Annotated in this window: 13 protein-coding genes and 1 tRNA gene; 6 read left to right on the top strand and 8 right to left on the bottom strand. The window is 66.1% G+C overall.

Annotated features, from left to right (window positions below):
• The first annotated feature begins 49 nt into the window (after positions 1-49).
• Positions 50-394 (top strand): multidrug efflux SMR transporter, encoded by a 345-nt coding sequence (locus tag CQ042_RS14470; RefSeq protein WP_105671159.1) that lies wholly within the window; start codon positions 50-52, stop codon positions 392-394.
• A 55-nt stretch (positions 395-449) separates the two neighbouring features.
• On the opposite strand, the gene CQ042_RS14465 is transcribed toward CQ042_RS14470, so the two are convergent.
• Both CQ042_RS14465 and CQ042_RS14460 read right to left on the bottom strand, forming a co-directional pair.
• The gene (locus tag CQ042_RS14465) at positions 450-785 is read right to left on the bottom strand and encodes a 2-oxo acid dehydrogenase subunit E2 (RefSeq protein WP_105671150.1); all 336 of its coding nucleotides are present in this window, start codon (positions 783-785) and stop codon (positions 450-452) included.
• An 18-nt stretch (positions 786-803) separates the two neighbouring features.
• Positions 804-1,427, bottom strand: a complete 624-nt coding sequence (locus CQ042_RS14460; protein WP_105671149.1) for a MerR family transcriptional regulator — start codon at positions 1,425-1,427, stop codon at positions 804-806.
• An 86-nt stretch (positions 1,428-1,513) separates the two neighbouring features.
• Between CQ042_RS14460 and CQ042_RS14455 the strand changes: the two genes are divergently transcribed.
• From CQ042_RS14455 to CQ042_RS14445, 3 genes are all read left to right on the top strand, one after another.
• The gene (locus CQ042_RS14455) at positions 1,514-1,930 is read left to right on the top strand and encodes a hypothetical protein (RefSeq protein WP_105671148.1); all 417 of its coding nucleotides are present in this window, start codon (positions 1,514-1,516) and stop codon (positions 1,928-1,930) included.
• A gap of 9 nt (positions 1,931-1,939) precedes the next feature.
• A complete protein-coding gene (locus CQ042_RS14450) occupies positions 1,940-2,461 on the top strand; it encodes a DoxX family protein (RefSeq protein WP_105671147.1) in 522 nt (173 codons plus the stop codon).
• A 134-nt stretch (positions 2,462-2,595) separates the two neighbouring features.
• On the top strand, positions 2,596-3,123 hold the full coding sequence (locus CQ042_RS14445; protein WP_181157582.1) for an N-acetyltransferase: 528 nt from the start codon (positions 2,596-2,598) through the stop codon (positions 3,121-3,123).
• On the opposite strand, the gene CQ042_RS14440 is transcribed toward CQ042_RS14445, so the two are convergent.
• The 4 genes from CQ042_RS14440 to CQ042_RS14425 form a co-directional block, all read right to left on the bottom strand.
• Entirely contained in the window at positions 3,120-5,366 is a 2,247-nt protein-coding gene (locus CQ042_RS14440) for a sensor histidine kinase (RefSeq protein WP_146115409.1), read from the bottom strand. The genes CQ042_RS14445 and CQ042_RS14440 overlap by 4 nt on opposite strands.
• Before the next feature lie 333 nt (positions 5,367-5,699).
• The gene (locus tag CQ042_RS14435; protein WP_181157581.1) at positions 5,700-7,601 is read right to left on the bottom strand and encodes an LPXTG cell wall anchor domain-containing protein; all 1,902 of its coding nucleotides are present in this window, start codon (positions 7,599-7,601) and stop codon (positions 5,700-5,702) included.
• A 365-nt stretch (positions 7,602-7,966) separates the two neighbouring features.
• Entirely contained in the window at positions 7,967-9,457 is a 1,491-nt protein-coding gene (locus CQ042_RS14430) for a VaFE repeat-containing surface-anchored protein (RefSeq protein WP_181157580.1), read from the bottom strand.
• Between the two features lie 381 nt (positions 9,458-9,838).
• A complete protein-coding gene (locus tag CQ042_RS14425) occupies positions 9,839-10,513 on the bottom strand; it encodes a response regulator transcription factor (protein ID WP_181157579.1) in 675 nt (224 codons plus the stop codon).
• Positions 10,514-11,033: 520 nt separating this feature from the next.
• Here CQ042_RS14425 and CQ042_RS14420 point away from each other — a divergent pair.
• Positions 11,034-11,384, top strand: a complete 351-nt coding sequence (locus tag CQ042_RS14420; RefSeq protein ID WP_105671141.1) for a CPBP family intramembrane glutamic endopeptidase — start codon at positions 11,034-11,036, stop codon at positions 11,382-11,384.
• Positions 11,385-11,670: 286 nt separating this feature from the next.
• On the opposite strand, the gene CQ042_RS14410 is transcribed toward CQ042_RS14420, so the two are convergent.
• A complete protein-coding gene (locus CQ042_RS14410) occupies positions 11,671-12,474 on the bottom strand; it encodes a Fic family protein (protein WP_219844863.1) in 804 nt (267 codons plus the stop codon).
• 109 nt (positions 12,475-12,583) lie between these two features.
• Here CQ042_RS14410 and CQ042_RS14405 point away from each other — a divergent pair, with 109 nt between their 5' ends.
• Positions 12,584-13,828: an MFS transporter gene (locus CQ042_RS14405; protein WP_105671140.1), complete on the top strand. Its 1,245-nt coding sequence runs from the start codon at positions 12,584-12,586 to the stop codon at positions 13,826-13,828.
• Positions 13,829-13,970: 142 nt separating this feature from the next.
• Here CQ042_RS14405 and CQ042_RS14400 read toward each other — a convergent pair.
• A tRNA-Ser gene (locus tag CQ042_RS14400) sits at positions 13,971-14,061 on the bottom strand.
• Between the last annotated feature and the right edge of the window lie 18 nt (positions 14,062-14,079).

Here is a 14,079-nt window from a genome sequence, read left to right as displayed (position 1 = left end):
GAGACAGCACCACGACGCCCGCCGTCGCTCCCCCCAGGCTCTCGCCTGGCTGGCCCTGCTCGTCGCCAGCGTGTTCGAAGTCGGCTACGCCCTGAGCGTCAACGGCAGCGAGGGCTTCACGAACCCCACTTGGTCCATCGTCGCCATCGGGTTCTTCCTCCTCACACTGCTCTTCCTGAGCATCGCGCTCAAGCGCATCGATGTCGGGATCGGCTACGCGGTCTGGGCCGGGCTGGGCGCCGTGGGCGCCGCGCTCCTCGGTCCCGTGTTCTTCGACGAGACGATGACACCGGCAAAGGGGTTCTGGCTCGCCGTGATCGTCGCCGGTGTCGTGTGGCTCAAGCTCGCCGACCGGCCGAAGCGCGACACCCCCACAGCACCATCAGTCCTGTGAACCGCAGCGTCGTCCGCGGTCGACCATCCGGACCGGTTCTGGGCCTGAGCGGATATCACGAGGGCGCTTCCCCCTCCCGGAGGGGGAAGCGGAGGAGAACGGGGATCATCAGCCCGGAGGGCGCATCCACGGCGATGCCGATGTTGATGCGTTCGTGAAGGAGCGCCTGCCCACGGCCTTCGTCCGAATAGGTGGCGTTGATCTCGGGATGCTCTGCGAGGGCGAGTGCCACGGCGCGCACGAGGAAAGCGTTGACGGAGAGCTTCTCTCCGGAAGCCGCGATCCCATGATTGGCTTCGCGCCGCATATCCAGGAGCGCATCGACGTCAGCCGTCGTGGTGACGGTGAATGTCGGGATCGCTGCGCTCTCGGTGACCCCAGCCCGGCGCACCCCCTGACGCCTCGGATCTCACGATCGTCGTGGGCGGTGCGCCGTCCCCTCCGAGAGAAGGTGCTGGTGTGCGAGTCGACGCAGGGCGAGCATCAGCGGCTCGTAGAGGGCGGTGCCGAGCACCGAGTAGGAGATCGCGCGTGGAAGCGACATCTCCGAGAGCGGACCGACCTCCTCGAGGGCGACAGCCCGCATCGCATCCGCATAGCGGCGCAACGTTCCCGGGGTGGTATCGAGTCCCGCATGCTCGAGGGCGCGGATGGCGTCTTCGAGCTGTGGGACGGCGCTGAAGGCGGGATCATACGTGAGGCCGAGAGCCTCGATCACCGCCTGAGCGCGGGGATACTCGTCACGATCCCCGTTCACGTACGGCGGGAGCGCCCCGATGGCTCGACCCAGCACCGCGACAGGATCGAGATCCGGCTCATCGATCAGAGCGAGAATCTCCTTGACGCGACCGAGGGGCAGGCCGCGAACATCCGTCAGCGCTGAGATCAGTCGCAGGCGGGCGAGATGGTCGTCACCGTACTCCGCGCTCGTCGCGGAGGTCACCTCCCCCCGGGGGAGCATGCCCTCCCTGATGTAGAACTTGACCGTCGCGATCGACGAGCCGCTGCGTTCCGCCAACTCCGAGATGCGCATTCCTGCCTCTTTCTAGACGGACTGGACATTTGGATAGTTTAACTGTCTACTTAACTGGATACCACAACTATCCGAGGGAGCTCGATGTGGACCCGATCCTGACCGTCGTCGCCGGAGCGACGATCCTCACCGTCGTCGGAGTGATGTCCGGCGGCACGTTCCTGTTGCGGATCGCCGCCGGAGGCCTTCCCTTCAATGACCTGCAGAAGACCTTCTTCCGGGCCGGCCACGCGCATGCGGGGGTGCTGATCATCCTGGGGCTCGTCAGCGTGCTGCTGCAGAACGCGGCGGGAGTGACGAGCGATTGGCGATGGGCCGCCGTCGGAGTGCTCGCCAGCGCACTGCTCATCCCTGCCGGCTTCTTCCTCTCTGTGCTCGGACGCGACCCGCGGCGGCCCAATCGGCTCGTGGCACTCCTCTGGATCGGCGTCGTCGTTCTCGCTGCCTCGCTCGTCGCGGTCGGGCTCAGCGTGATCTGCGCGGGCGTCGGATCGCTGGCCTGAGGCGTCGTCATGGAACCGCTCCTCACCCTTCTGGCCGTCACGGCCCTTCTGCTCCTGATCGGCGCCCTCGGTGTGCGGGGGCTGCGCCGCCTCCCCGCAGCGCTCCGCGGCGGACTGTCGGCGATGTTCCTCCTCACCGGGGTCTCCCACTTTGCGGGCATGCGTGCGGAGATGATCGGGATGGTTCCCGATACCCTTCCCGCACCGGAGCTCATCGTCACCCTCACGGGCATCGCAGAGTTGGCAGGGGCGATCGGCCTGCTCATCCCACGGCTCTCCCTCATCGCCGCGGCCGCGCTCACCCTCCTGCTCGTGGTGATGTTCCCCGCGAACGTCTCGTATGCGCTTTCCGGCGCCCCGCTGCCCTGGTACGACCAGCTGCTGTGGCGAACCCTCATGCAAGCGGTGTACATCGCGGCCGGCGTCGTCGTGACGCTCGAGCGATATCACGCGTGGCGTGCCTCCCGGCGGCCCCAGCGGGCCGCTGCGGTCGGCCACGCGGACGGTGCGCGATCCGAAGCCGTCTCATGAGTTCCGACGACGCCTTCCGCCCGACTGCCGAGGCGGTGACGGCGGCACTTGCCGACGCGTTTGCGGACGACCCCTGGGCTCGGTACGCCCTCGGGTCACCGGGTCATCGAAGACAGCGCGCGTTGGCGCGCCTGATGAGCGTTCCCGTGTCGTGCGCACGTCTGTGGGGCGGAGTCGTGGCCACCCCGTTCGAAGCCTCGGACGATCGCGTCGACACCGGAGGGTCTGCGACTCATCGCCGAGGTCAGGTCGCCGCTGTGGGCGCATGGGTGCCGGCGTCGGCTCGACACGTCGGTCTGCGGACGGCGCTTCGGGTGCATGCTCTGAGCCTCCCGTTCGAGGTGGGATTCTCCACGATGGGTCGTCTTCGGCGTGATGATGCAGAGGTCACCCGCATTCTGGACGCGCATCTCACGGATCGGGATGCCTACCTGTGGGTGCTGGGAGTACGACGCACGGCGCAAGGCCGAGGAATGGGGCGCCGTATCGTCGACCGCGTCCTGAGCGACGCAGCCGCCTCGGGACATCGACGCATCGTGCTGCACACCGACACTTCCGGAAATGTCGAGATCTATCGTCGGATGGGATTCACGCTGGTCGACGAACAGATGCGGGACTCGCAGTTGCGATGTCATGTGCTCGCGATGCAGATCGGTGGCTAGCGTTCCGTCGGGCTGGCGCTGATCCTCCACCCGGAGTGAGGGGACGTTGCCGCCGATCTCCTCCACGTCGCGTCCACGAGGATGTGATCCTGGAGCCGTTCGATCGTGACGCGCAGACTTCCTCGTCCCTCGACGTCGACGCGATCGGCGAGATCGCCGTCCCTGCGCGTCACGATGAGCATGCGCACGGTTCGGACGCGTTGCAGGACGGTCACGCGCATCGCGCTCTTCTCGGGGCTTGCCGCGATGCAGTCGAGCACGAGATGGCCGAGTTCGTCAGCCGCCTGAGGATCGTCGATCTGAGCGTCCTCAGCATGCAACTCGAACTCGATCTGCCGTCTCCGTGCGTCGGCGAGCGCCAGGGCGAACCATCGACTCATGAGCGTCGCCGTCTGCGAGAGGGCGCTGATCTGCCGGAGGAAGGTCTCCTCGTCTCCGCAGCGCCGGCGCGTCTCCGGATCGTCTGGCGAGATCACCCCCGCGGCGATCTCCTGCAGCAACTCGAGCGAGCCATGCAGGCCGGAAGCGCTCCACTGCATCTGAACCTCCGTTGCCGCCTCGTGAGCGGCCGCTTCTCTCATTGCTCGATCCATGGTCTTCTGCGCGTGCGCGATCTCCACCTCAATGGATCGGAACTTGCGCAGGAGGATGAACCACATCGCGAGCAGGGCGACCGTGGGTGCCTCGAGCAAGAGGATCTCTGCATACCGACTCGTGTCGACGACACCCATTCCGAGGATCAGCATGCTCGCGACCTGCACGCCGACGGCGAGGAAGAAGGAGGAGAACGTCCGGCCGGAGGCATGGATGAGCACGGGAAGGACGGTGAGCGACACCGCTGGGAACAGATACGGAGCGTCGTTGCCGTAGCCGACGGATTCGAGCGCGCACCAGTTCGCTGCGGGGATGGCGACAAGCATCAGCGCAATCTGCCAGACAGGGAGTAGCCGATCGAATCGGCTCGAACTCCAACTGGCGCCGGCGAATGCGAGGAGGGCTCCGAGGAGCAGATAGGTGGCAAGGCTGGGCTCTCCCGGGCTGACGATTTCGAGGGAGATACCGATGGCGATCGCGTGAAGCGCCCAGGCGATGGACATCTTTCGCGTGAAATGACCCAGTGGCCGGACCTCGCCGCTCGGTGCTGCGGCTTCGGTCGGGGGACTCAGAGAGCAGGACAGCTGGACGGTCGTCCCCTCTCCGATCGCGGCGTCGAGTGCAACGGCGAGGCCCTGGAGCTCGCCCCGCGCGACGATCGATTCTGCGATCCCACGCTCGTCGATACTGGCTCGATCGAACCCACAGCCGTCGTCTGAGATCTTCACTCGCAGTTCGTCGTCGATGTACTGGGCATCCACGATGACGTGGTCGGCACCGGAGTGCTTGGTGGCATTGCGGACCGCCTCGGACGCGCACCCGCACAGGGCGTCGAGCACGGGTACCGGCAGCAGTGCTTGGAAGCGACGGAGATCGTCTCCCGACATCCCTGTCCAACGCACGGGGAGGCCGATTCGGTCGAGGTCCGTGAGGCTGGGCCTGGCCTGCCGTCCCGCGGCAGTGCTTCGCTGGAAGTTCCGGATGCGTTCCAGATCACGCCGGCATCGCTCCTGCCCTTCTTCGGTGTTCGTTCCCTGTGGCTGCTCCCGTGCGAGGGCTCCGAAAGTGTTCACGATGGTGTCGTGAAGGACCCTGACGTATTCGGCGGCCATTTCCTTCGAGGTGCGTCGCCGCACGACGCGGGCTTCCTCTTCGATCGCGGCCTTCTTCTGTCGGTCGAGAGATCCGGCGATCCCCCGCAGGAAGAAGATGAAGATCGCCGCGTTGACGATCAGGATGAGGTTGGTGATCAGCGAAGCGCTCAGCACCGCGCGATCCCACGTCGGGTGGGCGACGACGATCAGGGCCGCCGGGGTCGCGGCGAGCATCCCGGACACGAGGATCGGCCAGATGCCCGGCCGGAGCATGATCGGAAGAATCACGGTCCACGCGGTCAAAGGGATCAGCGCCCCGAGAAGCGGATCGTTCGGATCCATCGCGACGACGTAATAGAAACCGAGAGCGACGTAATAGGTCAGGATCAGCACCATCGGCAAAGATCTCAGCAGCAGAACGATGACTGCGGCGATGATGACGGCGCCGGCGACGAGCAACGCTGCGACCTTGGGCACGGCGAGCTCCGAGACGAGCGCCGCGACCAGCAGCACGAGCTGCACCAGAACGATGCCTGCGAGCTGGGCGCGACGCATCGCCCGAGCGAGGCTCGAACCGATCCAGCCTTCGTGATCGCTGAGTCCGCTCGGACGTGGCGCCCGAATTCGCACGAGCGAGCCATCACCTGGCGTTTCGGTGACCCCGGTCATGGGGAGATCCTTTCACGGTGGACCAACGGTGGATGGCCCGTCCGGCGAAGTGGCCGGACGGGCCATGGCGACGACGTTCCCCTGTGTCATCGGACACATCGGAGCGATTCCGATGTCTCTCTCTTCAGTTGTCGCATGTCTCCACCCTCCCCAGAATGGAGTCATGGGTGCCGGCATCGGAGCGGCCTCAGAGGGGGCGGCCGCTCCGACACCGACGCTTCAGCTCACCGGTGTACGTCGCCGACGGGAGATCAGCAGGAAGCCGCCTCCCGCGAGCAGCAGCAGGGCGAGAACCGGGATACCCCAGGCCAGCTCCCCACCGGTGGTGGCGAGCGATCCGACCGTGGTCCGTTCGTCGTCCCTCGCCTGGACGGGGTCGCCGCTGGGCGGGTCACCCGTCACCGTGGCGAGGTTGTGAACACTTCCGCGATCACGATCTGCACTCGTGACCGTGTAGTCCGCGGTCGCGGTGACGGATTCTCCCGGAGCAAGAACTCCGGGCTCGCTCGGCCAGGAGCCGTAGGTGATCGCCGACAGGCCCTGGAGCTTGTCGACGATCTCGACACCCGAGAGGGTCACGTTGCCGGTGTTGGTGACGAGGAACGTGTAGTCGATCTTGTCACCGCTCAGCGTGCCGGTCTTGACGATGCCGATCGCAGCGTGCTGCGGGAGAGGCGTGTTCACCTCGTCATCGTCCCGGACCGGGTCTCCCGTGGGAGGGGCTCCGGTCACGAATGCGTGGTTGTCCACGCTGCCCGCATCGACGTCCGCCTGCGTCAGCGCGTAGGTCGCCGTCGCGGTCACGGACTCACCGGGTGCGAGCACTCCGGTCTCTCCCGGCCAGGCGTACACGATCTCCGAGAGGCCCTTCAGCTCATCACTGATCGACACATCGGTGAGCGTGACGTTGCCCGTGTTCGTGGCGGTGAAGGTGTACTCGATGGTGTCGCCGACCGTCCCGGCACCTCCGTCCGCGAGTGCGCCGTCCTTGACCAGCTCGATGGCCGGGTCCTCGGGGAGCGTCACATCGGCGTCATCGGCATCCGTGACCGGAGGGCCGGTCGGAGGGTTGCCGGACACGGTCGCAGAGTTCTGGATGATCCGGTTGTCCCGGTCGGACTCGGTGACCTGATAGACCGCTGTGGCCGTTGCCGACTGCCCCGGCTCGAGCACGCCAGGCTCAGCCGGCCACGAGTATTCCAAGCTCGACAGCCCTGGCTTCGCGTCACTGATCACGACGTCGGTGAGTGTCTGGTCACCGGTGTTGGTCGCGATGAACGTGTATTCGACGGTGTCGCCGACGGCGCCGGTCGCTCCATCTGCGAGTTTCGCGGTCTTCTCGAGGTCGATCGCGGGTGCGGGCGCGACGGCGCAGTTCTCCCCGACGAGAGTGAGCAGCACATCGGCGAGGTCGCCGAAGTTGGTCGCCAGGTAGTCGCTGCCCTCGGTCGGACCCGAGATCTGCGACATGTGCTCGCGGAACTCGTCCATGTTGCTGATGTTGTCGGTCAGCCCGACTCCCACGACGCGGGTGCCCGCAGCCTTGAGCGCATTGGCGGAGTTCACCGCTGCAGTGATCGTGGCGGTGTTCGTCGAGCTCCCCGGGCCCTGAGCAGGGCTGCTGAACTGAGTGGGGTTGCCGTCCGTGACGAAGAGCAGTGCGTCGTATACCTCGGACGAAGCGTCCACGGCAGCGAATGCGCGATCCCAGTTCGTCCCGCCCTGAGCCGACGCAGGACGTTGGATGCCCTGCACCCAGCTGGTCACCGACGCCACGCCGGCACCGTCGAGGGTCGTCAGCGGCAGAGGGGCGTTACTGCCACCAGCTGTCGCCGGCGCGTTGGACGCGAAGTTGTGGAGCGATACCCTCACCGGGTACTCGCTCAGTGTCTGGGCGAGCTCTGCGACACCGTCGCGCATCTGCTGCAGCTGCGTGTCGTCCACCGAGTTCGACAGGTCCAGGCTCATCGCCAGATCGAGCTCGCACTGCGCGGGCATGGGTGGGTTCGGAGCCGGTGGGGTCGAGGACTCCACGGCATTCGCCGCACCTACGGCGCCGAAGGTCATCAGCGAAGCCACGATCGCCGTCGCGAGAGACTTCTTCCCCCGACTGTCGACCATGCGTCGGCTTCGACCGGGCCTCACCCCCTCTGAGCGATCCGAGCCGCGAAGGCCCCATCGGTTCTTCTCGTGCACGTCTAGTCCTCCCACCTGGCCACGAGACTCCCCGAGCCTCATGACGTCGATCGATACGAGGGACACACGTCGATTCGCGGCCTCCCTCATCTCCGAGCCAATCGCGGGGAGAGCAGTCGCGATCGCCGCAGATGAGAAATGACCACTCCGCGTGGTCATTCAGCTCGGAAATGACAACCCATCGTGGTCACGAAGACGTTGAGTCCAGGCGAATCAAGCGAGCGAGACGACACTGTGGGTCCGGCATCATTCGATGCCGGACCCACAGTGAACGAGCGGTCGAGAGCGGCTCAGCTCCCGGAGCGCGCTCGACGCATCCGGAGGAGCATCGCCCCGAGCAGGAGCAGGATTCCCGCTGCTCCCAGAGCGGCGACGGGAATCGTGGCCCCGGTGGCGGCGAGCTGCCCTGCCGACTGTTCCGGGTTGTCGGGCTGCGTCGGTTCCGGCTTGTGGGGCTGCGTCGGCTCCGTCAGGGCCTCTTCGATCGTGACCGTCTGCGCAGCGTCGTCGATGTCCTCGTGGACAGCGACCGGGTCACCCGTGGTGTCGCCCACGTACAAACGCTCGAACGCCACGAGAATCTCACCCGCGTACCCCTCGGGGATCACGAACGACACATCGACGCTGCCATCGGCCGTGCTCGGAGTGAACGTCGTGGACCCGGTGATACCGGTCGCCGTGCCGTCCGCCTGACGGATGAGCTCACCCGTCAGGATGTACTCCGTCCCCGGGATCAGATTCTGATACGCGACCGTGTCGATCACCGAGCCGCCATTCCATGGCAGCACCCGGTCCCCATCCGCCGAGTCCACCAACGACGTCCCGATCGCAGGGACCGGGAGAGCCGCCCACCCGACGGTCGCCTGCGCCGTCGTCGCCGTGTCGCTCGGGGTGACCAGGATCATGGTCTGCGCGTGATCGGCTTCGGTCGGTGTTCCACCGGTGACAGTGGGAACGGTGATGATCTTCCCCGTGTTGCTCGAGCCGTCGGCAGTCACAGTCAACGTGGCTGAGCCTGCCGTGCTCGTACCTCGGAGATCGAGGAAGAGTTCCTGTCCGTCGACCACAGCGTCCACGTCGATCGGGTTCCCCGCCGCATCGGTGATCGCCGCATCCGGGTCGCTGGCAACCGACACCGTCGGCTGGTCGGTTGCGACGACGAACGGTCCGATCAGAGAGTCGGCCGTCTGTGATGCGGCAGGTGCCGACACCGATGCCGTCACCTCGAGGTCTCCCGGTGTGAGGCCGGGAGAGGCGTTCGCGCCGTTGACCAAGTGCCAGTAGGCGTCTTCGGAACCCTGCGTCTCGAAGGGCCAGGACGCGTCGAAGGTCAGATCGGTGTAACGCCAGACCGCGTACTGCGTCGCCTCGATCGCGTCGTCGCGGGAGATGCCCGGAACGCCGGCAGCCGCGCCGAACTCCTCGAGGGAGAGAGCCGGATAGCTGTGGGCCAGCACCCAGAGGACCTTGCCCTGAACAGCGGGGTCCGTGAAGTAGTTGCTGCCGACGTAGTCGCTGAAGTCACCGACCTGTCCCGTAGCCCCGGTCCTGGCGGTGATCTGATTCTCCACGCAGTAGGCCCAGTACAGCGGATCACCGACCTGCGCGTCTCCCGGCCACAGCGGGTACATTCCCGTTCCGGGGTACCCCTGCTTGCCGCCGATGAAGACGGTGTCGCCCGTCTCCAGATCCACGGCTGGCGCGGCTATGGCGGCCATCGGGGCAGCAAGCACGCCGAGTGCGACCGCTGCCGTTGCGATCCAGGCCCCCGTCCTGGCCATTCCCCGTCTTCTCCTGCTGTGCGTCACCATCATGGCCTTCGTTCAGATTCTGCTCGACTGTGAGATCAGACATCGCGCGGAAACCTTCGTCCCCCTGCACACAAGAAGTGACGCGACGACCTTCAACTTATTACGCCGATGATCATCCGTCCTGCGGAGACGAGCCGGATCGGATCGACGGGTCTCCGCGTCAGAGGACGCCCCGGTGACTCCGCCTGAGACCGGGATATCCCGGACAGCACCGTCATTGCAGCAGGGCTGGCCGACGAGCGCCTCACCTCGGAGCCGATCGTGTGCGTACGGGCGGAGATCTTGGCGGATCTCATTTGACCACCTCGCGTGGTCACGTGATTCAGAAATGACAACCGGAGGATGTCAGGCTCACCCTGAAGTGCCCACCGAGGTGCCGCCATCGTGTCGCAGGGAGTATCCATCTCGAGCAGCCGCTCTGATCAGCTCCTCACGCGATGCGACCGGGCGATCCACCGCTGCGTACTTCTCCCGCACGCGGTGCAAGTACTTCTTCGCCGTGCCTGGTTTCACCCCGATCGACGCGGCAACCGAGTCGATCGACAGGCCGGACGCATAGAGGACCAGCGCGCGTTCCTCTTGATCGCTGAGTCTGGGCTGGTTCGGATCATGAGCGATCAGCACCGCGAGCTCCGGCGACACCCAGGACTCACCGGCGAGCACCGCGCGCAACGCGGCAAGGATGCTCGTCTCGCTGTCCCGCTTGCCGATCACGCCACTCGCCCCGGCCTGAATCATCTGCCGGGCCAAAGGCGGCGACGCCAGCGCGGAAAACAGCACGACGTGCATCCCGGACGCCACCAGGCGCCGTACATCTTCCGGGCTCGCGTTCGGACCGCGTTCCACCATCAGATCGAGCAAGACGAGCCTGGGCCGCGAGAATCGCGCGCTCTTGTCCAACCACGTCATGAAAGAGGGCAGATCCTCGCCGTCGTACACGACGGCCATATCCGACTGCGCGTTGATCAACGCCGTCGCATACTTGCGTTGCAGCAGATGGTCCTCGACGACCGCGACACGATACATGGCTCCCCTTGCCCGGCAGTGGCTGAGTGCACAGCCGATCACGCCCCAGTGAGATCCGTCGGCCACCGTTCGCGCACGCGGAAATGCACTACTCCCCCAGCATACGAAGTCGAGCGGCATACGAGTTGAACACCTCGCCTCCCATGAACCATGGTCGAAGCATGAGTCTTCCTCTCACCACCAGCGAGATCGGTGCAGATCCGCGCCGCAGCCGTGGCTGGCAGCTGTTTCTCGCCCTCTACGCTGCCCTCACCGTGTGGATCTTCGTGGGTCGTGAACTCGTCGCCGAGCCGGTATTCGTCGGCCTGAAGAATGCCGGCTACGTCAGCCTCGCCATCTTCGGGGTCTGGGTGTTTCGGGATGGCTTCGCGCGGAGCTGGCGGACGACGAAGCAGCGCCCACTCCTGGCCGTCGGCGCAGTTCTCCTCGGGCTCATCCTCATGGCCGTCGCGTCGGCCGCGAGCCATGTCGTGACGCTCGTCGTCGCAGCGTCCTCGATCGGCGAGAACCAGGCGGCGATATGGGCCGAGGCGCTCGTCGCATCGACGTCACTCGCCGGAGCCCTCGTCTTCGTCGGCATCGGCGGTGTCACAGCCCCGTCGTCGAAGAGCTGGTGTTCCGGGAGATCCCATTCGCTCGACTGCGACACGTGCTGTCGACACGAGTCGCGTTCGCGCTGTCCTGCCTCGTGTTCGGTGTCATCCACCTGCGGGGGCTGGACGAGTGGCCGCTCGCCATCCTGTACATCGGCTTCTCCGCGGCACTGGCGACGGCCTACCTGCTATCGAAACGGAACCTTCTCGTCTCGATCACTGCGCATGTCCTCTGGAACGGAACCGGCCTCGTCTCCCTGGTCTTCATGGCTGCCTGACAGCGCTTCTCGTCGACGTAGGCGCCAAGAAGCGAAAGTCCACCCCAGGCACGGAAGAGCCCCCGATCTCTCAGGGTCCGGCGAGGCACCCCTGGCTAGCGTCAGCAAGCCCAGGAGCGCACCTTGATCGGTCGCGACCTCAGCATCGAGAACGCCGCTGTCGCGCGGGCGACCTATCTTTCAGCTGCGCTCGAACTCACCGGGCCGGGTGCCGTGATCGTGATCGACAACGTCGTCCGTGACGGCGCCGTCGCCGACGCGAACAGCGAAGACCCTCGCGTGCACCTCAGCGCACGGACATCCGGCGAATCTCGGCGGCGTAGTCATCCAGGACCTCGAAGATGCCGCGGTGCTGCCAGACACGGCCGCGAGCCTTGCCCGTCGTCTCCGTCAGCACGCCACGACCGGTGAGCGCATCCAGCGCGCGAAGAGCCGCCATCTCACCGAAGCCGAGGGCGTTCATCAGGTACTTCGTGTTCACGGCGGGCTGGCCGACAAGGGCCGGAAGGACCTTCCACGCGGCCGCATCCGAACGGACGCCCTTCATCTTCGCGCGCGAATCCTCGAACTGCGCGACGAGATCGTCGACGAGCTTCGTACCTGTGGTCGCAGCGATACGACTCGCCAGCGCGAACTCACGCACGATCGGTCCGGCGTCCCCGCTTCGAAAAGAGCCCAGCGATGCGAAGTACCTCCCGACGTCGACGAGAAGGCCCGCCGAGATCGGCACCGCAGTCGATCCGACCAGCCCCTTGTAGCGGAGGATCGACTGGGCGAGAGCGCGTCCGGTGCGACCGTTCCCGTCGCGGAACGGGTGGATCGTCTCGAACTGCCCATGCGCGACTGCGACCTGAACGAGCACCGGGATGTCCTGGCGCCGGACGAACGCGACCAGGTCGTCGCTCGCGCCGGGGACGCGCTCGTGGTGCGGGGCGACGAAGCCTGCCGTTCGGGGACCGGCATCGCCCGGTCCGATCCACACCTGCTCAGAACGGAACTGCCCGGCGTCGACAGGGTCGAAACCCTGCTGGTGGAGCATCAGCGCCTTGTGCATGGCCAGGATCGAGTCTTCACTGATGCTGGTATGCACCCCTGATGCCCGCAGTTGCGGAACGGGTCGCAGAACAGATTTCAGAGTGTGCGGATGCGACGTCTGATTTCCGCCGGAACTGCGGGCCCGTCGCTGGTGGACTCCAGTCATGACTACAACCCGACGCGATCCTCTCCCGCGCGCGTTCACGCGCATCGCATGGTCGAGCGTGGCCACTCAGATGGCAGAACAGATCGCGCTGGTCGCCGTGCCCCTCGCGGCCGTGTTGATGCTCGGCGCCGGAGCAACGGAGACGGCACTGCTGCAGGCCGCCCAGACGCTCCCTTTCCTGATCCTCGCGCTGCCGTTCGGGCTCCTCATCGATCGCACGTCCCCCCGGCGAGTCCTCCTCGCCTCAGAGCTTCTGCGCATGGCCACGCTGGGCAGCATTGTCGTCTTGATCGCACTCGACGCTCTCTCCCTCGCCGCGCTCCTCGCCCTCGGCTTCATCGGCGCGATCGGCACCGTGGGTGTCAGCGTCGCCGTCCCCTCCTCGGTCCCCCGGCTCGTGGCGTCCGAACGGCTGATGGACGCCAACCGATGGTTGGAACTCGGACGAAGCACAGCTTTCATCTCCGGCCCGGTCCTCGCCGGCGCCATCGTCTCGGCAACCAACGCCAGCACAGCGCTCGTTGTCGCCACCATCGCCTGCGCAGCCGCGGCCGTGCTGCTGATTCGACTCGACATCCCCCGAAGCGCACGTGCCGGCCGCAGCTCACCCTGGCGTGACGCCGCTCACGGCATCCGCTACGTGCTGGGACACCAGCTGCTCCGGCCGATGATCGTCACCTCGACCATCTTCAACATCGGCTGGTTCTTGATCCAATCGGTCTTCGTCGTCTACGCACTGGACCAGCTGAGCATGACGCCCACCACGGTCGGAATCGCCCTGGGCGTCTACGGAGCCGGAATGGTCATCGGGGCCACGCTCTCCGCACCCCTGTCACGTCGCCTGCGGTTCGGCCTGATGACGGTGCTCGGCCCCGCCGGCGGGTTCATCGCCGCCACGCTGATGGCCACCACCCTGTGGATCCCCGCATCCACTTTCGCGTTCGCGTCGTTCTTCCTCTTCGGTCTCGGCCCCGTGCTCTGGACCATATCCACCACCTCACTCCGCCAAGCAGTCACCCCTGCCACGATGATCGGCCGGGTGTCGTCCCTGGTAGTGGTCTCCACCTACGGCGCACGACCCATCGGCGCAGGACTCGGCGCCGTCATCGCGGCCACGATCGGAATGTCCTGGTGCATCGCCGCAGCAGTCGTCGTCTTCGCCCTTCAACTGCTCGTCGTCCTGACATCCGCTCTGCCGTCGGTGCGAGCGCTGCCCTCCATGGCACAGCCCGTGGCTCGTTAGGCGCGGGAGCAAGAGGTCGTCTCGATCCCTGCCTCCGATCATCGGCCACAGCAGCACCGCAGACCGCGCCAGAGTGGTCCGGAGATCCGCGCCAAATGCCCCCGGATACGGGAAAAACCCCCTCACGAGGAGGGGGTTTCCATGGCGGTGACGGTGGGATTTGAACCCACGGTAGGGGGTTACCCTACACAACTTTTCGAGAGTTGCACCTTCGGCCGCTCGGACACGTCACCGCGGAATAGCTTACGCGA

Source organism: Microbacterium sp. MYb62 (assembly GCF_002979475.1).
In the GTDB taxonomy this organism is placed as follows: domain Bacteria; phylum Actinomycetota; class Actinomycetes; order Actinomycetales; family Microbacteriaceae; genus Microbacterium.
This window is presented reverse-complemented; position numbering and strand designations above follow the sequence as displayed.

What these genes read in the sequence shown, in the direction of transcription:
- CQ042_RS14425 (WP_181157579.1), bottom strand. Translation starts at nt 10,513, where the DNA reads ATGTATCGTGTCGCGGTCGTCGAGGACCATCTGCTGCAACGCAAGTAT.
- CQ042_RS14405 (WP_105671140.1), top strand. Translation starts at nt 12,584, where the DNA reads ATGACTACAACCCGACGCGATCCTCTCCCGCGCGCGTTCACGCGCATC.
- CQ042_RS14440 (WP_146115409.1), bottom strand. Translation starts at nt 5,366, where the DNA reads ATGCGTCGCGCCCAGCTCGCAGGCATCGTTCTGGTGCAGCTCGTGCTG.
- CQ042_RS14435 (WP_181157581.1), bottom strand. Translation starts at nt 7,601, where the DNA reads ATGGTCGACAGTCGGGGGAAGAAGTCTCTCGCGACGGCGATCGTGGCT.
- CQ042_RS14445 (WP_181157582.1), top strand. Translation starts at nt 2,596, where the DNA reads ATGAGCGTTCCCGTGTCGTGCGCACGTCTGTGGGGCGGAGTCGTGGCC.
- CQ042_RS14450 (WP_105671147.1), top strand. Translation starts at nt 1,940, where the DNA reads ATGGAACCGCTCCTCACCCTTCTGGCCGTCACGGCCCTTCTGCTCCTG.
- CQ042_RS14460 (WP_105671149.1), bottom strand. Translation starts at nt 1,427, where the DNA reads ATGCGCATCTCGGAGTTGGCGGAACGCAGCGGCTCGTCGATCGCGACG.
- CQ042_RS14430 (WP_181157580.1), bottom strand. Translation starts at nt 9,457, where the DNA reads ATGGCCAGGACGGGGGCCTGGATCGCAACGGCAGCGGTCGCACTCGGC.
- CQ042_RS14420 (WP_105671141.1), top strand. Translation starts at nt 11,034, where the DNA reads ATGGGCCGAGGCGCTCGTCGCATCGACGTCACTCGCCGGAGCCCTCGT.